At 33.0% G+C, this 22106-nt stretch carries 29 protein-coding genes; all 29 read left to right on the top strand.

Annotated features, from left to right (window positions below; genetic code table 11):
- Positions 1–4: 4 nt before the first annotated feature.
- The 29 genes from LJD34_RS03810 to LJD34_RS03670 all read left to right on the top strand — a co-directional run bounded on the left by LJD34_RS03810 (position 5) and on the right by LJD34_RS03670 (position 22088).
- Entirely contained in the window at positions 5–424 is a 420-nt protein-coding gene (locus LJD34_RS03810; RefSeq protein WP_227359213.1) for a terminase small subunit, read from the top strand.
- On the top strand, positions 411–1697 hold the full coding sequence (locus tag LJD34_RS03805) for a PBSX family phage terminase large subunit (RefSeq protein ID WP_227359212.1): 1287 nt from the start codon (positions 411–413) through the stop codon (positions 1695–1697). The genes LJD34_RS03810 and LJD34_RS03805 overlap by 14 nt, the downstream gene beginning before the upstream one ends.
- A gap of 11 nt (positions 1698–1708) precedes the next feature.
- A complete protein-coding gene (locus LJD34_RS03800; RefSeq protein WP_227359211.1) occupies positions 1709–3190 on the top strand; it encodes a phage portal protein in 1482 nt (493 codons plus the stop codon).
- Between the two features lie 14 nt (positions 3191–3204).
- On the top strand, positions 3205–5007 hold the full coding sequence (locus LJD34_RS03795) for a minor capsid protein (RefSeq protein WP_227359210.1): 1803 nt from the start codon (positions 3205–3207) through the stop codon (positions 5005–5007).
- Positions 5008–5013: 6 nt separating this feature from the next.
- Positions 5014–5277: a hypothetical protein gene (locus LJD34_RS03790; RefSeq protein ID WP_227359209.1), complete on the top strand. Its 264-nt coding sequence runs from the start codon at positions 5014–5016 to the stop codon at positions 5275–5277.
- A gap of 61 nt (positions 5278–5338) precedes the next feature.
- Positions 5339–5527, top strand: a complete 189-nt coding sequence (locus LJD34_RS03785; protein ID WP_175300779.1) for a hypothetical protein — start codon at positions 5339–5341, stop codon at positions 5525–5527.
- 41 nt (positions 5528–5568) lie between these two features.
- Entirely contained in the window at positions 5569–5730 is a 162-nt protein-coding gene (locus LJD34_RS03780; protein ID WP_175300780.1) for a hypothetical protein, read from the top strand.
- Positions 5731–5816: 86 nt separating this feature from the next.
- Positions 5817–6410 (top strand): DUF4355 domain-containing protein, encoded by a 594-nt coding sequence (locus LJD34_RS03775; protein WP_175300781.1) that lies wholly within the window; start codon positions 5817–5819, stop codon positions 6408–6410.
- 13 nt (positions 6411–6423) lie between these two features.
- On the top strand, positions 6424–7350 hold the full coding sequence (locus LJD34_RS03770) for a hypothetical protein (protein WP_175300782.1): 927 nt from the start codon (positions 6424–6426) through the stop codon (positions 7348–7350).
- A 15-nt stretch (positions 7351–7365) separates the two neighbouring features.
- Complete coding sequence (locus LJD34_RS03765; protein WP_175300783.1) at positions 7366–7614, top strand: Rho termination factor N-terminal domain-containing protein; 249 nt, start codon at positions 7366–7368, stop codon at positions 7612–7614.
- Positions 7607–7939 (top strand): phage head-tail connector protein, encoded by a 333-nt coding sequence (locus LJD34_RS03760; RefSeq protein ID WP_175300784.1) that lies wholly within the window; start codon positions 7607–7609, stop codon positions 7937–7939. The genes LJD34_RS03765 and LJD34_RS03760 overlap by 8 nt, the downstream gene beginning before the upstream one ends.
- On the top strand, positions 7905–8210 hold the full coding sequence (locus LJD34_RS03755; RefSeq protein WP_175300785.1) for a hypothetical protein: 306 nt from the start codon (positions 7905–7907) through the stop codon (positions 8208–8210). Before LJD34_RS03760 ends, LJD34_RS03755 begins: the two co-directional genes overlap by 35 nt.
- A complete protein-coding gene (locus LJD34_RS03750) occupies positions 8207–8740 on the top strand; it encodes an HK97-gp10 family putative phage morphogenesis protein (RefSeq protein ID WP_227359208.1) in 534 nt (177 codons plus the stop codon). Before LJD34_RS03755 ends, LJD34_RS03750 begins: the two co-directional genes overlap by 4 nt.
- Complete coding sequence (locus tag LJD34_RS03745; protein WP_117827081.1) at positions 8737–9096, top strand: hypothetical protein; 360 nt, start codon at positions 8737–8739, stop codon at positions 9094–9096. Before LJD34_RS03750 ends, LJD34_RS03745 begins: the two co-directional genes overlap by 4 nt.
- 14 nt (positions 9097–9110) lie before the next feature.
- Complete coding sequence (locus tag LJD34_RS03740) at positions 9111–9527, top strand: phage tail protein (protein ID WP_117575841.1); 417 nt, start codon at positions 9111–9113, stop codon at positions 9525–9527.
- 11 nt (positions 9528–9538) lie between these two features.
- A complete protein-coding gene (locus LJD34_RS03735) occupies positions 9539–9970 on the top strand; it encodes a DUF6096 family protein (RefSeq protein WP_117575843.1) in 432 nt (143 codons plus the stop codon).
- 363 nt (positions 9971–10333) lie between these two features.
- Positions 10334–13036, top strand: coding sequence for a hypothetical protein (locus LJD34_RS03730; protein ID WP_227359207.1), 2703 nt, complete (start codon positions 10334–10336; stop codon positions 13034–13036).
- A 16-nt stretch (positions 13037–13052) separates the two neighbouring features.
- A complete protein-coding gene (locus tag LJD34_RS03725; protein WP_175300788.1) occupies positions 13053–13418 on the top strand; it encodes a DUF6711 family protein in 366 nt (121 codons plus the stop codon).
- Positions 13419–13421: 3 nt separating this feature from the next.
- The gene (locus tag LJD34_RS03720; protein ID WP_227359206.1) at positions 13422–15671 is read left to right on the top strand and encodes a hypothetical protein; all 2250 of its coding nucleotides are present in this window, start codon (positions 13422–13424) and stop codon (positions 15669–15671) included.
- A gap of 6 nt (positions 15672–15677) precedes the next feature.
- Positions 15678–16751 carry a hypothetical protein gene (locus LJD34_RS03715; protein WP_175300790.1) on the top strand — a complete coding sequence of 358 codons (1074 nt, stop codon included), beginning with the start codon at positions 15678–15680 and terminating at the stop codon, positions 16749–16751.
- A gap of 3 nt (positions 16752–16754) precedes the next feature.
- A complete protein-coding gene (locus tag LJD34_RS03710; protein ID WP_175300791.1) occupies positions 16755–17393 on the top strand; it encodes a hypothetical protein in 639 nt (212 codons plus the stop codon).
- A 10-nt stretch (positions 17394–17403) separates the two neighbouring features.
- Positions 17404–18807, top strand: coding sequence for a DUF859 family phage minor structural protein (locus tag LJD34_RS03705; protein WP_175300792.1), 1404 nt, complete (start codon positions 17404–17406; stop codon positions 18805–18807).
- Between the two features lie 128 nt (positions 18808–18935).
- Complete coding sequence (locus tag LJD34_RS03700) at positions 18936–19349, top strand: hypothetical protein (protein ID WP_175300622.1); 414 nt, start codon at positions 18936–18938, stop codon at positions 19347–19349.
- A gap of 18 nt (positions 19350–19367) precedes the next feature.
- The gene (locus LJD34_RS03695; RefSeq protein ID WP_175300793.1) at positions 19368–19766 is read left to right on the top strand and encodes a hypothetical protein; all 399 of its coding nucleotides are present in this window, start codon (positions 19368–19370) and stop codon (positions 19764–19766) included.
- A 227-nt stretch (positions 19767–19993) separates the two neighbouring features.
- Positions 19994–20164 carry a hypothetical protein gene (locus LJD34_RS03690; protein ID WP_227359205.1) on the top strand — a complete coding sequence of 57 codons (171 nt, stop codon included), beginning with the start codon at positions 19994–19996 and terminating at the stop codon, positions 20162–20164.
- A gap of 16 nt (positions 20165–20180) precedes the next feature.
- Positions 20181–20432 (top strand): hypothetical protein, encoded by a 252-nt coding sequence (locus LJD34_RS03685; RefSeq protein WP_175300794.1) that lies wholly within the window; start codon positions 20181–20183, stop codon positions 20430–20432.
- Positions 20433–20444: 12 nt separating this feature from the next.
- On the top strand, positions 20445–20861 hold the full coding sequence (locus LJD34_RS03680; RefSeq protein WP_175300795.1) for a holin family protein: 417 nt from the start codon (positions 20445–20447) through the stop codon (positions 20859–20861).
- Positions 20862–20908: 47 nt separating this feature from the next.
- On the top strand, positions 20909–21349 hold the full coding sequence (locus LJD34_RS03675) for a crAss001_48 related protein (RefSeq protein WP_217498390.1): 441 nt from the start codon (positions 20909–20911) through the stop codon (positions 21347–21349).
- Between the two features lie 13 nt (positions 21350–21362).
- Positions 21363–22088: an N-acetylmuramoyl-L-alanine amidase gene (locus tag LJD34_RS03670; protein ID WP_227359204.1), complete on the top strand. Its 726-nt coding sequence runs from the start codon at positions 21363–21365 to the stop codon at positions 22086–22088.
- Positions 22089–22106: the final 18 nt, after the last annotated feature.

Genomic DNA, 22106 nt, shown 5'->3' with positions numbered 1-22106 from the left:
TCATATGACAGAAAAGCAAAAGCTGTTCTGTGATGAATATTTAATTGATCTAAATGGCACACGAGCCTACAGAACAGTATATAAGAGCAAAACGGATAGAACAGCTGCAACTAGAGCAAGTAATCTTTTAAAAAAAGAAGATATCGCTGAATACATCAACAAGCGACTTGAAGAAATTCATAATGAAAAGACTGCAGATATTCAAGAAGTCATGGAATATCTTACATCAGTTATGCGTGGAACAAGTGAAGCTAGTACTCTAGCAATGTGCGGTGATGGTATGCAAGAAGTCATAACTAAAAAGCCTGATGAAAAAGAACGATTGAAAGCTGCTGAACTTTTAGGTAAGCGTTTTGGCATGTTTAAAGAAAGCGTAGATATTACTTCTAATGGTCAAACAGTGATTATAGATGATATCGAATAAAGTCAATTTAAAATCAATCATTGGTCCAGCTTTTTATGATGTTCATAAACATATCAAAAATAAAGATTTCACCCACTACTGGTTAAAGGGTGGCCGTGGATCATTGAAATCATCGTGTATCGGAACTGAAATTCCTTTAGGCATCATGAGGGATGCAAAAAAAGGATTGATGAGTAATGCGGTTGTTATCAGGCGTGTAAAAGATACTTTGAGAGGTTCAGTTTACGAGCAAATCAAGTGGGCCATTTATATGTTGAAAGCTGAAAACGATTGGGAAATTCCTGATTCAAAGTTACAAATGACATATAAGCCAACTGGCCAAGTCATCATATTTAAAGGTGCTGATAATCCTAAAAAGTTGAAATCAACTAAGGTATTTATTGGCTATATCAAATATGTTTGGTATGAAGAATGCGATGAATTTGAAAGCTATGACAAGATAACAAATATCAATCAGTCGCTATTGCGTGGTGGTCCTGAATATTGTGTCTTTTATTCGTTTAACCCACCTGAATCACAAAGAAGTTGGGTAAATAAAGAAGTTCTAGTTAAAAGAGATGATTCTTTTGTCTCTCATACAACTTATCTTCAAGCCCCGAAAGAATGGCTTGGTGAACAGTTCCTTATTGAAGCTGAACACATGAAAAAGACAAAGCCTGAAAAATACAAACATGATTATTTAGGTGAAGTAACTGGTACAGGTGGAGAAGTATTTACTAATCTTACAATAAGAGAAATTACAAATGAAGAAATCCAAACATTTGATAGATTAAAGAATGGTTTGGACTTTGGATATGCTGGTGATCCATTAGCATATCTTAAGATGCATTATGACAAGACGAGAAGACGTCTTTTTATTTTTGGGGAAGTATATGGTACACGTTTATCCAATGCAAAAGCAGTTGAGAAAATTAAAAAGCTTAACCCATTGAATAAATTAGTAACGTGTGACAGCGCGGAACCACGTACGATAAACGAATTCAAGTTGCTTGGATTAAAGGTAACTGGAGCAAAGAAAGGACCTGACAGTGTAGAAAACGGGATAAAGTGGATGCAGGATTTAGAAGAAATCATTATTGATCCTATTCGTTGTCCTAACGCTGCAAGAGAATTTAATGATTATGAGATTGAAAAAGATAAAGAGGGAAATCTTAAAGGAGAGTTTCCTGATAAAAATAACCACACGATTGATGCTGCACGATATGGGTGTGAACAAGACATCATCCAATCAAAAGGTCGAGCAGGTAAGAACCGTGCTAGATATGAAAATTAGGAGGTATCCACGTGTTTACGTTCACAATAGATAGTTCAAATTATGATGAAACAAAGTTGAATCTTGTTCAAATTGAAGAGTTGATCAACAAACATCGTAATTTGATTGGAAGAATTAAAAAGAATCAGCGATATTATGAAGCTGATCATGATATTAAAAGAAGACAAAAGAAGTTGAAGACATCAGCAAATAACAGAGTTGTTTGTAATCACGCTAAAGATATCAGTGATACAGCAACTGGTTATTTTATGAACAGTCCAATTTCTTATGCAAGTTATGATAATCAGAATAAAGAAAGCATTGATAAACTAACGGATGCCTTTGATAAAGCGGATGTAGATGATGTTGATAGTGACAATGCACACGATATGAGTATTTGTGGTGTCGCTTATGAATATGTGTATATCAAACAAGGTGAAACTGAAATAGCAGTTAGAAACCTTGAACCTGACCATACATTCTTAGTATACGATGATACGATAGAGCAAAATCTTCTTTTCGGTGTTTATTACTATCGATATAAGGATGCAATCACCAGTCAGCAATGCTATCGTGCAACTGTATGTACTAAGAATTACATCACTACAATGATTTTAGAATGTAACAATAGAAATAGGCATAGGTTTATTGATGAACCAGTTAAGCACTTTTTTGGAAATGTTCCAATCATTGAGTATCGAAATAATAAATTATGTATCGGTGACTTTGAACAGCAAATTTCTTTGATTGATGCTTACAATAAGCTCATGAGCGATAGAGTTAACGATAAAGAGCAATTCGTAGAATCATTGCTTGTTATTTATGGTTCATTAATGGGTGATGACAATGAAGAAGTCAGTGAAACAATGAAGATTCTAAAAGAAAATGGTCTTCTAGAATTACCTGCAGAAGCAAGAGCTGAATATCTTTCAAGAGTTTTTGATGAAGCAGGGATGGAAGTATTAAGAAAAGCAATCAAAGAAGATATCTATACATTTTCTCATGTTCCTAACTTAACTGATGAAAATTTCGTTGGTAACAGTTCAGGTGTGGCCATGGAATATAAACTTTTAGAACTTCAAATGATTACTGGAGAAAAGGAAAAGTATTACATAAAAGGATTAAAAAGAAGAATTGAATTGTTCTGCAATTATTTAAATATAAAAGCAATCGTAATAGATCCTGGAAATGTAAAAATCACATTTACTCGAAAACTTCCTAAAAACTTGAATGAGTTAGCTCAAATGATTGCCAATTTAAGTGGAAAGGTATCAAATGAAACATTGATTGAACAACTTCCTTTTATTGAAGATGCTCCAAGTGAAATGGAAAAAGTCAAAAAAGAAAATGAAGAAAGCGTAAAACTTCAACAGCAAATGTTCAAGCAACAAAGTGATGTACCTTTTAATCAAGACGAGGAGAACAAGGATGATGAAACAGGAAATGACACTGATACAAAAAATGATGCTTCAAATGTTAAAGGTAATAAACAAAATTCTAGCATTCCTAATTAAGAAATTAAGATGATATGAAGAATGAGAAATATTGGAAAAAGCGTCAGGAAGAAAAGCTTTCATCTATTTTGGATGATGCACAAGTAGCAAGTGAATATGTTTCAGATATCTACAGTAAAGCTAGTCTTTACACTCAAAGTAAAATCAATGGTATCTTTGAAAAATATAGAGATGGCCATGGTTTATCAAACGCTGATGCAAAAGAAATGCTTGATTCTTTGTTAAGTGATAGAGATTATAATCAAATAAAAAGAATACTTGAAAATAATCCAAAGACTAAACAAAGAAAAGAACTTTTAAAGAAGTTGGATACGCCACCCTATCAATATAGAATCAAACGACTTGAAAATATGCAAAGTCAGTTAGATAAATTGATGAATGAAGTATATAAAGTTGAAAAAGATGTAAGCACTGATTGTTATATCAACAGTGCTTTTAATGCTTATTATAGAAATGTATATAATCTTCAAAAGGGTATGAAAGTTGCTTATCAGTTCGATATGTTGGCTCCTGAACTGATAGACAGCATGTTAAAATCAAGATGGAGCGGTAAGAACTATTCCAATAGGATTTGGGATAATACGAACGCACTGGCCGAATCTTTGAAAGATGAAATGCTGATGGGCGTTTTAACAAATAAGACTGAAAAAGAAATGGCCGACACGATTATGAATAAGTTTGCTGTTGGTGCTTATCAGGCAAGACGACTTATTCAAACTGAAAGTGCAGCAATGACAGCATTTGCTGATCAACAAGCTTTTAAGGATGCTGGTATTGAAAAAGAAATGTTTATTGCAGTGCATGACAGTAGAACATCCCAAATTTGTCAGCAACACGATAGAAGCATCGTAGAAATAGCAAAAGCTAAAGTAGGTGTCAACGTTCCACCTCTTCATCCTAATTGTCGTTCACACATGATTCCTTATATCGAAGGTGTTACTGATGCTATGAAGAAAAGGCAACGGAATCCTGTTACTAACAAAGATGAAGTTGTGGATGTCAGTGAAAATTATGATCAATGGCTAAAAAGACAACAAGAAGAACATGGTGTTGACACTGTTAATTCTTTTATGAAAAAGACAAAGAATGCATCTAGTGATAGAAAACAATATAATCAATACATTGATGTTCTAGGTAAAGAAAATGTTCCATCCTCGCTATCTAAATTTCAAGATATGAAGTATAATGATAGTGATAGATTTAGTGAATTAAAATCAAATAAAATTGTTGTTGAGAAAGCAAAAGAATATGCTAAAGAAATAACTTCAGGAAAATACAAATTAGATTCTTCTAGCGGGTATTCTTTGTCAAATTATTTAAATAGTAAATTAGGATATGATGCTTTACCACAAGTATTACCTGAAAATGAATTTAAAAAAGAAATTAGTGATAGACAACTGTTATATAGAGGAATATCAGGTACGACAGATAAAAATGTTGAAGAAATGGTTGATTCTTTTAAATACGGAAAATTTTATGCTGGTAGAGGTATCTATGGTTACGGAACATACACCGATTCAAATGTAGAGGTTGCAAGAATATATACTCGAAATGGTGAATTTGGGAAAATAATGGAGATGTATCTTGATGAAGATGCAAAGGTTGCTGATTATAAGAAACTCTTCATTGAATATGAAAAAACTGGTATACCAGCTAAAATGGCTCAGTTTAAAGAGTTAAATGATTATGAGGAATTATTAAATAATTTAGGTGCCTATGCTTCTATAAAAGGATATGATGCAATTGCGTTGAATGGTTTTCAAGGAAAAACACATGTGCTAATATTAAATAGGGGAAAAGTAATTGTGAAGGAGTAAAAAAGTATGGATGAAGAAAAAATGTTAGAAGAAGCTCGTTGGAGCCAATTTGCTGCAGGGTTGCTTGATTATATTAATTGTGCAAATAGCAAATTTATTAAAACGGACTATCAAGTTAAATTCAACAAACCAACAGCTTACAATTATGAATTAATAACAGCCACATGCATGGAAGATTTATCCCCTGAACTGCAACGTGTTGCAAATGAATATAAAGAATATATGAAAAATGAAAATAATAAGTTAGCCTCTTATTTTGCAAAAAAATAATCTAATTAAGCCGACAGGTAGTCGGTTTTTATTTTACTCATTTTTAAGAAAGGGGAATGCTATGTCACAAGGATTAAGACCTCACTTTCATCAAGAATACATTGGTAGAAGTGAACAGTACTACAATAAAAAGAAACATCTTTTAATAAAAAAAGAGCAAAAGATATGTATGATATGTGGCCGAGAGAGATACGTAATTACTAAATGTTATGTACCGCCGCCAAATAGAAAAGAAAATTCAAACGGGTAACTGAGAGGTTGCTTTTTATTTTACTAAAAAGGAGGCATATTATGGCAAAGTTAAGAGTTATTCATAACATGGTTGATACTAGATGTGGAATCACAAGAAGAACTGGAGAAGTTTTTGAAGTGAACGATGAAGAACGTATCAAAGAGTTATTAGATGCAAAAGTAGTAGAAGAAGTAAAAGAAAAAATTAAACCTGATAAATAGGCAATTACTGATTGTCTTTTTATATGTCCAAAAACTTATGACACTAAAAGATGGGATGGTCTTACGGACCTTAACTGGAGGATTTTATGAAAGAAAAATTTTTATTTCCTTTAAACATTCAATTATTTGCTGATGATGGTTCCGGAAATGATTCAGGAAATGATAATGATCAAGGAAACGATGGCCAAGGTAATGACGGCCAAGGAAATGATGGTCAAACTGGCCAAGAAACGAAGACTTTTACTCAAGAGGAACTAGATAGAATCGTTCAAGGAAGAATTGCGAAAGAACGTAAATCTTGGGAAAAGCAATTGGAAGAACAGCAAACAGAAGCTCAAAAACTAGAAAAAATGAGTGAAAAAGAAAAGAAAAAGTATCAGGAAGAAAAAAGAATCAAGGATTTAGATGATAGAGAAGCAGCAATTACACGTAGAGAATTGACTGCACAAGCAAAAGTACAATTGGCCGACAAAGGAATTCCAACTGAACTTGCTGAGATCCTTATTTTAACTGATGCCGATTCTTGTAAAAAAAGTATCGAAACAGTAGAAAAAGCTTTTCAAACAGCTGTGCAAAGAGCAGTGGAAGAAAGAATAAAAGGTAGAGAACCTATGAAAAAAGCTAAAGATGCTAAATTAACTGATGAGGAATTAGTTTATCAAAAAATGATGGGAAAATAGGAGGTAATAAAATATGGCAATTAACACATTAGCAACAGCTACTTTATTTCAAGAAACATTAGATAAAGTAGCTATGCACGAAGCATTAACAGGATGGATGGAAGCAAATGCAGGAGATGTAATCTATAATGGTGGTGCTGAAATTAAAATTCCTAAAATGTCTTTACAAGGATTGGGAGATTATGACAGAGATAATGGATATACACAAGGCTCTGTAACATTAGAATATGAAACAAGAAAAATGACACAAGATCGTGGACGTAAGTTTTCATTGGATGCAGTAGATGTTGATGAAACTAATTTTGTCGCAACTGCTTCAACCGTTATGGGAGAATTCCAAAGAGTTCATGTTGTTCCTGAAATCGATGCATATCGATTATCAAAAATTGCAACAGATGTTATTACAGCTAACAAAACAGAAATGATTGAATATGGATATACTCCTGCAGAATCAACTATTTTAAGAAAAATGAAAACTGGTATTAAAAAAATCAGAGATGCAGGATATAACGGTGATTTAATCATCCATGCAACTGGAGATGTTATGTTAGAACTAGAAATGTTCTTATCAACAAAAATGCAAACAGCAACAATTTCAATCGGTGGAATTGATTTAACAGTTCCAGCAATTGATAAATGTGCAATCATCGAAACACCTCAAAATCGTATGTATACTTCTATCAAAATGAACGATGGAAAAACATCTGGTCAAGAAGTAGGTGGATACGCAAAAGGTACAACTGCAAAAGATATCAACTTTATGATTATTCCTAAACCAGGTGCGATTGCGGTTTCTAAACAAGACAAAATGCGTATCTTTGATCCTAATACAAACCAAAAAGCTGATGCATGGGCAATGGATTATAGACGTTTCCATGATGTTTGGACAAAAGACAATACATTACCATTAATTTATTTAAATATTAAAGATGCTGCGTAATAGGAGGTCTTTTTGATGAAAACTATTATCAATAGCAATGTTGAAAGAATTATCGAAGATGAAATGTTAGAAAAATATAAAGCCTTAGGCTACAAAGAAATTTCATCTTCAAAAGCAAATGATAACGCTCCTGAAAATAAGCCGTTATCTAAAATGAAAGTTGATGAATTAAAAGCATTAGCAACAGAATTAGGAATTGAAAATACAGACTCACTTACAAGAGATGAATTGATTGCAGTAATCAAAGAAAAGAAAAATGGATAAATTAAAAGAGCAGTTTAAAAAACTAACAGGAGAAACTGATGAAGAATTGGTTTCTTCTTTTCTTTTAAAATCTCAAAATACTGTATTATCAAAAACCAATCGAAGTGAGTTGATTGATGATCTCAATGATTATGTTTTGAAATTGGCCATTGCACTTTACAATCGTCAAGGAAACGAGGGGCTTGCATCTTATAGCGAGGGTGGAGAGAGTGAAAGTTATCAAAGTGAAGATGAAATTCTTTCAGGTATTTCCAATTATCGCTTATCAGCTATGGCAAGGAGATTGAAAGATGAAAAAAAGAAGTCTCAAGAAGTTTCAAATTAAAACTTACAGTGCTGTAAAAGATGATGAGGGCAATGTCATTGAAACCTATAGTGATGAAGCAAATGAAGATGTAGCTCTTATATGGCCAGCATCTTCAAAACTTCAAACTGAACTATATGGTATGCGTGTAAATGGTATCTTGAATATGCATTATTATGGCTCTCTAGCAATTAAAGAGCATGACATGATTAATTATGAGGGTATCAGCTATAAAGTCATCAGCATTCAAAATTTCAAGCGATTTAAAGCAATTGAGATTGAAAGAGTATGACAAGCACTGATTTTAGCAATCTCATAAGAAAACTTTCAGCATTAGACAATCAAGCATGTCAGGAGGTTGCAGTTACAGCTGTTAAACAAGCAGGTGTGATGGTTCAATCTCAAGCAAGACTGCTGATATCCAGTGATACTGGAGCATTGGCCCGTTCAGTCAAGGTGAAAAATGAGGTCAAGGAAAACAAGGCAACAGCCACTGTTTACACTAATTCAGCTTATGCACCTTACTATGAATTTGGAACTGGTCCTAATGGAGAAGCCAATCATCAAGGTATTTCTCCTCAAGTATCACCCAAATATAAACAAACAGGTTGGATGATACCTGCAGATGCGATGACAGTTGATAAAGCTGAAATGTATGGTTTCAAGGTTGCTTATAAAGATGGTGAAGTCATTGGTTATTACACTAAAGGTCAAATGGCAAGGCCTTTTATGTATCCTGCGCTTCATGATCAGGAAGATACCATTAATAAAAATACTGAAAAGCTATTTAAAAATAAAATAAGGGAGCTATATAAAAAATGATTAATGTTAAAGATATCGTTTATAAAGGATTGTCTCAAGTTGTTGAAAATGTAAGTGATGCTTATCCACAAAACTGGAGCAAAACACCTGCAATTCAATATGTTGAGGAAGAAAATAAGCCATATGAATTTACGGATGATAAGGAACAGCTTTCTTTTGTTCGCTTTAGAATCGACATATGGGATATGAAAAGTACTTCACAAACAGCATGTGATGTAGATGATATCATGTCGTCTCTAGGATTTTTAAGAACGACATGTGCGGATGTTCCTGACCCAAGCGGTTTAAAACATAAACAAATGAGATATGAGGCAATCATTGATTGCAAAAAACAATTTATTTATCACACAAAATAAAGGAGGAGTAGAAAATGTTAGCGAATGGAGCAACATTAGAATATAAGAGTAAGTCAGTAACAAGCTTTGCTAAATTAAAAGGCTTGAAAGAAATTCCTGAAATTGGAGTGGATCCTGAAAAAGTAGATAATACTGATTTGGAAGCCTCTCAAAAAGTGTATGAAATGGGAATTGGAGACCCAGGAGACATCACTTACAAATTCAAATATGAAAATACTGAAACTGACAGTCCATATCGTATTTTAAGAGCATATGAAGCATCAGGAGAAACTTTATCTTTCAAAGAAACATTGAAAGATGGAACAACTACTGAATTCGATGGCCAAATTTCTCTTAAGAGAACTGGTGGCGGTGTCAATGGTGTTATTGAATTTGATTTAAATATTGCATTAGCAAGTGCATTTAAAATTACTGATCCAAAAATTGTTTAGGAGGCTGAAAAATGGGAGTATTAAGTGGAGAAACCGAAGAAGTTCAAGCAGAAGTCGTTGAGGCACCAAAAAGAAAACCTTTTACCATTTGGGAAGTTGATGGTAAAGAATACAGATTAAAACTCACTACTTCTGAAATTGTCAGCTTAGAATCAAAATTAAGAGTTAACCTATTAACGATTATTTCTAGTGCTGATGATGGTTCATTGCCACCATTGAAAGTAATGTTATTGATTACACATGGTGCAATGAAAAAGTTCCAACATGGAATCAAAGAAGATGATGTCATCGAATTATTTGATAAATATTGTGAAGAGGGCGGAACTCAAATGACATTCATGACGGATGTGTTCTTGCCAATTTATCAGGTAAGTGGTTTTTTCTCCCAAGCTCAAGCGGAAACGATGGACAAGAGACTAGTGGAAGCGAAAGAGCAAATGTAGAAAACATAGAATTTGAATATGTATCTGATTTAATAAATGAACTATATCCAGTCGCTTTAGATTGTGATATCAGTTCATTTTTATTTTGGGAATCTTCGGTACTTGAAATCACTGACTATATCGAATCGTATCGAAGAAAAGAAAAGAGAAAACAAAAGCAAATAGCAATCGACAATCATATTCTTGCTGATCAACTGCTTAAAGGAATATCAGTTATTTTCAGTGAAGAAAATAAAGCTATTGAAATCAATGAATTATGGGATTATTACCCTGGATTATTTGAAGAAGAAAAGAAACAGCATCTTATTGAACAAGAAGAAAATGAATTTGAGAACTTTAAGGCAAGAAGAATGAAATTTGCGAATGCTTACAATAAAAAATTTAAAGGAGATGATTAAAAAGACACTAGAAGAATTAAAAGTTATCATCTCAGCTGAAACAAGCAAATTCAAGAATGCATTGAAAGATGCGACGAATGAAGCAAAAACATCAGCTAACAGTATTGAAAGCTCTACTGGTCGAATCAGCAGAGCAGTAAGTGGAATTAAATCTATGGTAGCAAAGGTTGCTGCAGGTTTTGGTTTGTACAAATTAGGAAAAGAAGCGATTGAGGTTGCTTCCAATATTACTGAGGTACAGAACGTAGTAGATACAGCCTTTGGAGATATGTCATGGAAAGCCGAGAGGTTTGCACAAAATTCCATTCAACAATTTGGTATGAGTGAACTCTCAGCCAAAAAGACAGCATCTACATACATGGCCATGGCATCAGGTATGGGACTAGGTGCTGACAAAGCGAGTGATATGGCTATTTCTTTGGCTGGACTTTCAGGGGATGTTGCATCGTTCTACAACATTTCACAAGAGTTAGCGGATATCAAATTGAAATCAGTATTTACTGGTGAAACTGAAACCTTAAAAGATTTAGGAATCGTTATGACACAAACTAACTTGCAATCTTACGCATTGAGCCAAGGAATCAGCAAGAATGTAAGTGACATGTCACAAGCTGAATTGACAACTTTAAGATACAACTTTGTATTGAATCAATTATCAATGGCTCAAGGAGACTTTGCGAAAACAAGTGGAACATGGGCCAACCAAGTGCGTATCTTGCAAGAACAGTTCAAACAGTTATTAGGAATCATTGGTAATGGATTGATTGCTGTATTGACACCAGTCATTCAAGTTATAAATATGATTATTGGAAAACTCATTACACTAGCAAATGTAATTGCAGGTGTTTTTGGCAAATTATTTGGTAAAAAGAGTGGAGCAAAACAAGCAAGTGCTGGATTTACTGCTGCAGGTGATTCAGCTAAAAAAGCTACAGCTTCAACTGGTGGCTTAAATAAGTCATTGAAAGGTACTGAGGGTCAAGCTAAGAAAACAGCAAAGGCCTTAGGCTCATTGGCATCATTTGATGAAATCAATACAATCAGCGCAAGTGATTCATCAGGTTCAGGTGGTTCAGGCAGTGGAGCAGGTGGAGGCGTTGGTGGTGGAGGCTATGATATAGATCCAATCGATTGGGACAGTGCTTTTGGAGAACCTGATACGAGCGGTATCGATAAAGCAGTCGACCATGTATTGAAGAAAATTAATTCTATCAAGGAATGGCTCGTACAAAACAAGCCAATCATTCTTTCATTGATTGCAGGTATCGTTGCTGGATTCCTTACTTTTGAAGTGATCAAGAATTGGGGTACGATTATTGCTGCAGTCACTTATCCATTTCAATTATTAAGTCTTGTAGTTTCTACATTCTTATCAGGAATGGCTGAGGGCGGTGGAATATTAGGTGGATTTCAGGCAGTCTTGGGTGTTACAGCAGGAACTGCAGCATACTTTGCAACAATTGTAGCAGCGATTACTGCCGCATTGGTTTATTTATATCAAACGAGTGATAGCTTTAGACAGTTAGTAAATGATTCAATAGGAGAACTTGTAGGAATTTTAAATAATTTCTATAAGAATATTCTTGTTCCTATTTTTGATTTCTTATTAGATTTGTTTAATACAATTATCGTTCCTTTAGCAACCTTTATAGCAAAAGTCTTTGTAAAGGCAGTAGAAGCAGTCTTTACTATAGCTCTTTCATTATGGAAAAACGTTTTGGCACCACTAGCTAACTTCTTAGTAAGTGTGCTTTCAGTAGTATTACAAGGTGTCTTGGAAGTATGGAATACATGGAAACCGGGCATTGAAGCAATTGGAAAAGCAATCAATTGGGTATGGGACAATGTTCTTTCTCCATTGGTTGACTTTATTCTTGGGTCATTCAGCGATACATTCAAATCATGGGGCGATTTGATCAACAAATTGATTCCTGATGTTATTGAAATCTTCCAAGGATTGACTGATTTTTTTGTTGGAGTATTTACTGGCGATGAAAAGCGTTGTTGGGAAGGAATTAGAAAAATATTTGAAGGATTCTCAAGCTTTCTTAAAAATATCTTTGCAACTGACTGGACACAATCATTTGGTTTATTAGGTGTTCCTCTTAATGCATTCTGTTCAACGGTTACAACTATTTGGAACACGATAAAAGGTGTCCTAAATGGAATTATCACGTTTATTAGAGGTGTATTTACTGGAAACTGGAGACAAGCATGGGAAGGTGTTAAACAAATCTTTTCAAGCATCGTCAGTGGATTAGCAAATATTTTTAAGGCACCAATCAATGCAATTATCAGTGGAATCAACAGTTTCATTGGTGGATTAAATAAAATTAAAATTCCTAATTGGGTTCCAGGTGTCGGTGGAAAAGGATTTAATATTTCAAAAATTCCAAAATTGGCTGAAGGTGCAGTTGTTTCAAAAGCAACTCCTGCAATCTTTGGGGAAGCAGGAACTGAAGCAGTTATCCCTTTACAAAGAAATACTAGAGGTTTAGACTTAATTGCTCAAAAGATTTCTGAAAGATTGCCACAAGTTGATAATGGTAATGGAGGTACTTATGTTATCAATTTAGTTTTAGAAAATGGTAAAGTTTTAACTAGAATGGTGATTGATAATATCAAAGAATATGAAGCGCAAACTGGTAAGCCAGTATTCGATTATTAATTAGGAGGTGTAGAATATGGCCGATGAAGCTAAAATAAAAGTGAATGGTGTATTATTACCTACGCCTTCTGATATCAGTGTTGAAATCCAAGATTTGGATGGTGATAGCATTAGACCTATCGCTACAGGAGTTTTAAGGCGTAACAGAATAAGGTCAAATATGTTGAAAGTGACATTGACATGGAATCTAAAGACATTTGTAGATGTCATGAGCATTCTAAATGCAGTTACTCCTGCAGAGTTCAATGCGGAGCTGTATATTCCTGATCATGGAATACGTGGCACCAAAAAAATGTATGCTGGAAATAAGAAATTTAATTATGTAAGGACAAAGGTTGGGCTCAAAGCACAATCTTTTTCTTTTGCTTTGATTGAGGTGTAGAAAATGCTTATTAAATATGGAGATTTGGATGTAACCCATCGTTTATTGGAATATAAAGTATCTGTTGCCTTTGCAAAGGGATATCTTATCGGGAATGTTCCTACAATGCAGTTGAATCTTAAATTCGATAACTACGATGGCATCCTTGATGATTTGGATATAACCAAGTATTGGGAAGTACAGGAAAATGACAATAGCGATGTAAGATATTTCAAAGTATATGATCAACCTGAAAAATATACAAAGTCATTGAGTTTGAAACTATATGATGATAACTATGAATTGGATGTTCCTTATGCAACTCAATTATCTTATCCAGTAACAATTAAAGACCAGTTATATGAAATAGAAACGCTAACTGGTTTTTCTATTGTAAGAACCAATATTCCTGCGTATGTCTTAGAAAAAGAGGTTTCCTGGTACGATAACACCATTGTCATTAGAAACTACTTAGGATGGATTGCTGAGCTTTTTGGAGCAAATGTATTTGCAAGCGGTAAAGGCTCACTTGAATTTGTTCAAGTGACTAAGGATGCGTTTGCTAAAACTGATACGTTAACAAACTATGAAAAAAATGAATTGTACTGCGTGTCTAGAATTTACTATGAAAATGGCTTAAACCCTTTAGAAAAAGGGGATACAGCGGGTAATACCATATTTCTAGATTCTAATAATTTATACTTAACAGATGAACAAAATTTGATTGATAAACTATATGATCAATTAAATGGATTAACATTTTATTCAACAAAAAGCATATCAATGATTTCAATAGATAACTTGTTACCAGGATGTTTAGTAAATTATAATGATGAATTCAATTTTATGGTTACTGATTTGTCTATCACATATAAAGGTGGAGAATTTTCTATAAGTGAAGTTGATGGAAATACTCCAACAAAAAACGAAGAACGTGTTATTAAAAAAATTACCAATTCAACAAGAATTAGAAAATTACAGATAACTCAAGATCAAGAAAAATTAAAATTAGATATCGTTGCTAAAGAGCAGGAAGATCTAAATACTAAAATGGGTGAATTATCATTATCAAATGAAGAAATCAAAACAAAGATTAATGAAATAGAATCCAAAATAGATGATTTGGATGTTTCATTGATTACTGTTAATCTTGTACCTAGTGCAACTATACTTAATAGTTATAATCAAAGTATTAAAATTGCATGTCATGTTATGAATTCTAATGAAGATGTTACTGAAAATTATAATGATCTAAGTTTTCAATGGTATTTAAATGATAAAAAATACAAAACAGGTAAATTTATCACATTAACTCCTGATGATATTAATATGTCAGTTAATGTCAAGTGTGTATTTACATTGGACAATATTCAATTTGATACAGGATACACAACAATAGTTGATGAAAGTGATGCAGTTCATTTAGGAAATAGTTTTCTAGACGTTACTAATACTACATTAACTCAAAAATTAAATGACAACGGAACTTACATTCCTGATTGGACCATTACACCAGCAATCATTACACCTTGTATTATGGACGGTAATGTAATTATAGAATTAAGTAATTGTACGATTGGTTATAAAAAAATAATCAATAGTAAGGAAGTCGACATAGACAGTAGTTATGAGATCGTAAAAGATGGTATTTTATCAGTTAATAAAAATATTATGACAAACAAATTGCCTAATGTAACATACGTTTGTGATGTTGCATATAAAGGTACTTCGATTAGATTATATGTAAATTTTTCATTAGCTGAACAAGGAGTAGGAATTCAAAATATTACAACCTATTATTTAGCATCAAGTAAAAGTAAAGATATAAGAGTAGACAGTGAGGGATGGACAACATCTATTCAAACTATCAATGCAAATAATAAATATCTATGGACATATTCAGTTACAAATTATACTGATGGTTCATCAAAAACAAGTGAACCACTTATAATGGGAACTTATGGTGATGATGCAATAACTCTATATATTGAATCCTCAAATGGAAATACATTCAAAAATAGTGATATTGCAACTATATTGACAGTTCATATTTATGTCGGTGCTGAAAGAATTGAAAGTGCTGAACAATTGGAAAAAAGATTTGGCAAAAATGCATATCTTCAATGGCATGTAAAGAAATTTGGAGAAAAAGAATTCTCACCTATAGATATTGAAGATACAAGAATAAATGATAAAGGATTTATATTTACTATAAGTCCAAGAGATATAAATAAGAAAGCAGTTTTCAACTGTGAATTAAATTTGGAGGAATAAAAGAATATGGCAATCAAAGCAAGTAATCAAGTAGATTTATTAGATATGACGGATGGGTATACCGTTGTATTGACAAATGATAACTATACATTTTTAGGAACTACTACTGCTGTTAATGGAACTCAAACAACAAGCACACAAGTAATGGCTTTGCAAGGTTCTGAAACAGTACCCGCTAAAATAGGTACAATTACATGCCCAACAGGTATTAGTGCTGTTAGTGATGGAAAGACTCCAATGCCTACTATCACAATTACTGCAACCAGTGCATTAACAAAAACAGGTAGTTTCACTATACCAGTAACTGTTAATGAGGGAACGGTAAATGAAGTAACTATTAACAAAGTATTTTCTTATTCTATTGCTTTTAAAGGAAATCAAGGAATTCAAGGTACAAGTGTTAAAATCTCATCTAAATCAATTCAATATGTCGGTTCTTCAAGTGGTACAACAACACCAACTAGTGGATGGCAAGATACTATTCCATCAGTTAGCGCAGGAAACTACTTATGGACAAAAACAACAGTAACTTATAGTGATGGTACTTCTACAGTATCTTATTCAGTCGCTAGACAAGGCGCTAATGGTTCATCACCTACAGTATCTAAAACAGTTACTGAATACGTTCAATCAACAAGCGGAACAACAACACCAACTAGTGGATGGTCTACAACTCCACCAACAGCAACTGCTGGGCAATATATTTGGACAAGAGTAACAGTGACTTATAGTGATGGTAAGACAGCTGTTAGCTATACTGTATCTAAAAATGGTGCTAACGGGGCAAAAGGTGATAAAGGAGATAAAGGGGAAACAGGTGCTAAAGGTGATGATGCAATCTATATGAATATTACTTCGTCTAATGGAAATGTATTTAAAAATACCGCAATTGCCACAACTTTAACTGCACATGTTTATAAAGGCGCTACAGAATTAACTGGCGCTGCTATTACAGCTTTAGGAACTATCAAATGGTATAAAGATGGTGGAACAACTTCTATTGCAACTGGTCAAGCATTTACTGTCAGTGCAGGTGATGTAACAAATAAAGCAACTTATACTGCTCAATTAGAGGGATGATATATGGCAGTTAAATCTAGTGCAATTCTAACATTGATTAGAATTGATGATGCAAGCATTAGAAGTGCAACTGCACCTAGTGATACTACAAAGTTGTGGTTTGATACAACTACACAAACTTTAAAGAGATATGACAGTTCAAGTGGTACTTGGGAAATTGTTAACGATTATGCTGATGATATGAACAATATGAGACAAGAAATATCTGTTGAATATAACTCAGCGATAACTCAATTAAAAAACTCATTAACATCATTAGTAGAAGAACTGCAAACAACAACTACTAATAATACAACATCTATCAATAGTCTTAGTTCTCAAATTATTCAAAATGCCAGTTCAATTCAGTTGGTTACGAATAACGTTAATTCTATTACTGATAAATTAACGGGAGTGGCTACAAAAGAAGAAATTTCTCAATGGGCTAAGTTTGAAGAAGGAATATTAAAATTAGGATCTAGCAATAGTCCTTTTGATGTAAGACTGTCCAATACGGAACTTGGATTTTACGAAAATGATAAAAGAATTGCTTATCTTTCAAACCAACAATTGAACATATCACAAGCAGTTGTAATGAAACAAATCAACCTGGGTACTTTTCAAATTATCTATGATGAAGATTTAGGATTGTTAATTTTGTAGGAGGTAATATATGGCAACATTTGGAACCACTAATAAATATATAAATTACAGTGTTAATTCGCAGGAACTGTCATATGACATCAATTCTAACACATCAGTTGTTCGTGTTTGGATTGATGTATGGCGTACAAATACAGGATATACGACATATGGTAATGGTACAGTATATGCTCGTATAAATGGAACAGTATATAGTGCTGGAATAGGTACTGGCCAAAAAATTACTTCCAGTGCAATTCGATTAGGAACTTGGGATGTAACTGTAGGACATAATAGTGATGGTTCAAAGTCAATCGGTGTAAGTGGTTGGATTAGTCATGATAGATTCAGTTCAAGTGAAAATGGATATACACATACATTAACCACTATTCCTCGACAAGCCAATATAACCGATTCACCAACAACTTTCAAAGATACTGATAATCCTTGGTTCAAATACAGTAATCCAGGTAACTTCAATATGGAATGTTGGTTGGAACCAAATCCTAATGGAGAACATTACGCTAAAAGGACATTAAGTGGTACGAGTGGTACGTTTACATGGGAACTTACTAATGATGAAAGAAAACAGTTAAGAGAAGCATGTAAGGGCAAAACATGCACTATTCGTATAGGACTATATTCAAATAACTGTTCCTGGGCAAGTTATCACGATAGAACATATCAGATGACAAACGCTGAACCAACTATAAATAGTGTTGTAACAAGTATTATTGATCCCTTTGGAAGTCTATGTTTACAAAATAGATCCAATATTAAATTTACTATTTCAGCAACAGCTAAATATGGAGCAACAATTACTAATTATGCGGTTAGTGGTAATAACTTTAGCTATGCAGGAAGTAAAAATACGTGTCAAACTTCAAATATCAGGGATAGTGGAAGCTTAAAATATACAGTCACAGTTACTGACAGTAGAGGGTTTACAGCTTCTACAACAAAAACAATCAATGTTACTGGGTATTCCTATCCAACTATTTCTATGGAGGCGTTTAGAAGTAATTCAAGCGGTACAAAGGATGTATCCAGTGGCACTTATATTTGTGTCAAACCAGTATTTACGTATTCAGCAATAACTGGCAATTCAATAGCAAGCAAAGCTATTAAAATAAATAACATTTCTAAAAGTACAAGCTTTTCAAGTGAAGGAAGTTATGTATTTAGTGGTTATTCATTAAACGATTCTTATGATGTAGTGTGCACTGTAACAGATTCCGTTGGAAACAGTGCAAGTATAACAGCCACAATCACAGGTGCTAAAATACCTTTTAATATATCGAAGAATAAAGATGCTATAGGATTGGGAACAGTAGCTAAATATGAGGGTTACATCAATATTGGCTATGGATTTTGCAACGAGAATGGAGAACAGTTGTTTATGTTTGGAGTAACTGATAATTATGATGATGATTAAGGAGGAAAAATCTATTATGCAAGAATTTAAAATCTTCGGGGGGGGGTGCGATATTTACTATTTAAATATTGCATTTCCAAAGAAAGAAGGTGCGCTAATTTAATTAGTGGACCAAGTGGTGATTGTGTATGAAATTTCTAAAACCACCAAAGAATATGTTCTTGAGAAAAAAGGATGTGTACTTTAAATATTCTATCGAAGAACAATGGACTGGTGAATATTGGTTGGATGGAAAGAAAATATATAGCAAAGTTATACAATCAACAGGTGTATTATCTTCTGCTGGTGTAGTTAATATTAAGCATGATATTGTTAATTTAAATGAATTTATTGATTATGAAGTTTTTATTCAAGGTGATAATACATTTTACAAACTACCAGTAGTTTATTATTCTAATGCGACATCAGGGACTTTTTATGATATGTTTGCAAGAATAAACGAAACAAGTCTTCAAATAATTAATAATAGTGTCGGCTGGAACAAATACGCAGTAACTGCTATTATATATTATACAAAAAACACATATCACGATTTTGACTAATTAAATTTAGCAGTAAAAATGAGTTTCATAAAACTTTTTGGAAATAAAATTAGAGCAAAGGATGTTGTAAATAAAACAGGTGTAGATCTTTTGATATGGAAAGAAACAAAGAAAGGTGCAAGGTTTGGCCAAACAATAAATTTAATAGACGGAGCTACGGAATATTTATTTTTATGCCACATGGCTCCAGGTACTGATGGATCATTAACATATCCTTTTTATATACCAGCATTCCTTTGCTCAAATATTGCAACTAATAATTTAACTTTTAGATTTGGAGGATATTTAACAAGTGGTGTAAGTCATGGAATGACTATAATGTTTGACAAAACAAGTAACTATTTTAAGTTGTCGGATTGGTATTATGGAAGTTCACCTAAAAACACCACATATACAGTTGATATCTATTATCGCTAATAGTAAATATCAAAACAAATGAAATTTATTAAGTTTTTTGGAAACAAAGTTAGAAAGAAAGATGTTTATTTCAAGTATTCTACTGAAGAACAGTTTACGGGTGAATACTGGATAGACGGAAAAAAATATATTGTAAAGTTATATCCGTAAGTGGCTTCACTAAAGATAAATATGTAGCACATAATATATCTAATTTAAAACGAGTGTTGAGTTGTGACCTTTTTGTAATGTTTGCTGATAATACAAACCATATGATGCCACGTGCTCATATGGATAATGATCATGATGGTATTTCTATTCAAGTCAATAAAACTAATTTGATATTACAAGTTGGTACATCAAATGGTTTTGCGGATACAACAGGTTATGCAATATTAAAATATATCAAAACAACTTAAAAAAAGGAGACAAAATATGGATAACAAAACAAACGTATATACATTAGATGTAAGTGAAAAAACATTTAATGATGTACAAGCTAATAAATTCTATATTACTGATACAAAGAATTTAAAAGCAGGAGATTATATATTATTTAGAGTAGTTGTTAAAGATGAACAACAAAATGATAGTTATACTGGAGCAAATGTAATGTTAACCGTTAGTACAATTAATGATACATTTGTAGGTTTAGAAAAAGGATACAGTGTTGTATTTCTTAAGTAGAAGGTGAGGAAAATGAATAATATGGAAAAAGCATTCAACACAGCAGTAGCTATCTTAGCTACTTTTTTTACGTATCTATTTGGTGGCTGGGATTTAGCTTTAAAGATTTTAATTACATTCATGGTGTTAGATTATATGACAGGTGTAATTTATGCTTATGTAATTAAAACACTTAATAGTGAGGTCGGCTTTAGAGGATTAATTAAAAAATGCATGATTCTAGCCGTTCTTATTGTAGGAGTGGAATTAGATCGTATGCTTGGAAATGGTGGCACTTGGGTATTTAGAACTCTTGTAGCGTATTTCTATATTGCGAATGAAGGAATTAGCCTATTAGAAAACATTTCTAATCTAGGTGTTCCAATTCCAAATAAAATCAAAACTGCGTTAGAACAGTTAAACAATGATGAAGATCAAGAGAAAGAGTAGTCGAAAAGGGCTACTTTTTTAATTTAAATAACGAAGGAGAATAGAAAATGAAAAAATATGTTGGAGTTAAATTAATTGAAGCAAAACCAATGACAAGAGGAGATTATAACAACTATCGTGGATGGACTATTCCAAAAGATGAAGATCCAAAAGATGAAGGATATTTAGTTAAATATTCTAACGATTATGAAAGCTGGTCTCCTAAAAATCCATTTGATGAATCATATAGAGAATATGATGCAAATGCATTACCTCAAACTGCTTTAGGAATGATTAGTAGAGATTATAAAGAGAGATTTAAAGCTGAATACGAACAACTTGTTATTAGATATAACGGCTTAAATAGAATGATTGAAAATTGGGATAGAGGTTGTTTATCTTTTAAACCAACATGCCCTAGAAGCACATATGATTTACAATTAAAAACTATGAGAGATTATATTGCTGTTTTAGAAGCTAGGGCAGTTATGGAAAATGTTGAATTATAGGAGGAAATAAAAAATGAATATTATTGAAAAAACATATAACTGGAAAGGTAGTTTAAAAAATAGAACTTCAACAAAGAGAATCATCTTACACCACGCTGAATCAAAATCATGTACTGCAGATGATATTCATAGCTGGCATTTAGCAAATGGATGGGCAGGTATTGGGTATCATTTCTTTGTAAGAAAAGATGGATCTATTTATAGAGGTAGACCTGAAGGTGTTGTTGGATCACACGCTAAAGGTTCTAATAGTGATTCTATTGGTATTTGTTTTGAAGGTTCATACATGACAGAAACAATGAATCAAACTCAAATCAATGCTGGTAGAGAATTAGTAGCTTATTTAAAAAATAAGTATGGTATTTCTAAAGTCCAAAAACATAAAGATGTATGTTCTACTAATTGTCCAGGAACAAATTTTCCTTTTAATGAAATTGTAAATGGAACTGTTGCTCCAAAACCTACACCATCACCAACTCCTGCAGCTAAACCATCTACAAGTGGGAAAGCAACTGGAACATATGAAGTTACAGCTAGTGATCTATCAGTTAGAACTGGTCCTGGTACTAATTATCGTAGAAAAAGACATGATGAATTAACAGCTGATGGTCAAAAACATGATAAAGACAAAGATGGATGTTTAGATAAAGGAACACGAGTAACAGTATATGAATGGAAAAATGGGTGGGCAAGAACGCCTAGTGGATGGTTATCAGGAGACTATTTAAGAAAAGTTTAATTTATTGTATAATATATA

The organism is Faecalibacillus sp. MSK20_93 (genome assembly GCF_020589945.1).
In the GTDB taxonomy this organism is placed as follows: Bacteria; Bacillota_I; Bacilli_A; order Erysipelotrichales; family Coprobacillaceae; genus Faecalibacillus; species Faecalibacillus intestinalis.
Note: the sequence above shows the minus strand (reverse complement) of the source record. Positions and strands in the feature narration are given on the sequence as shown.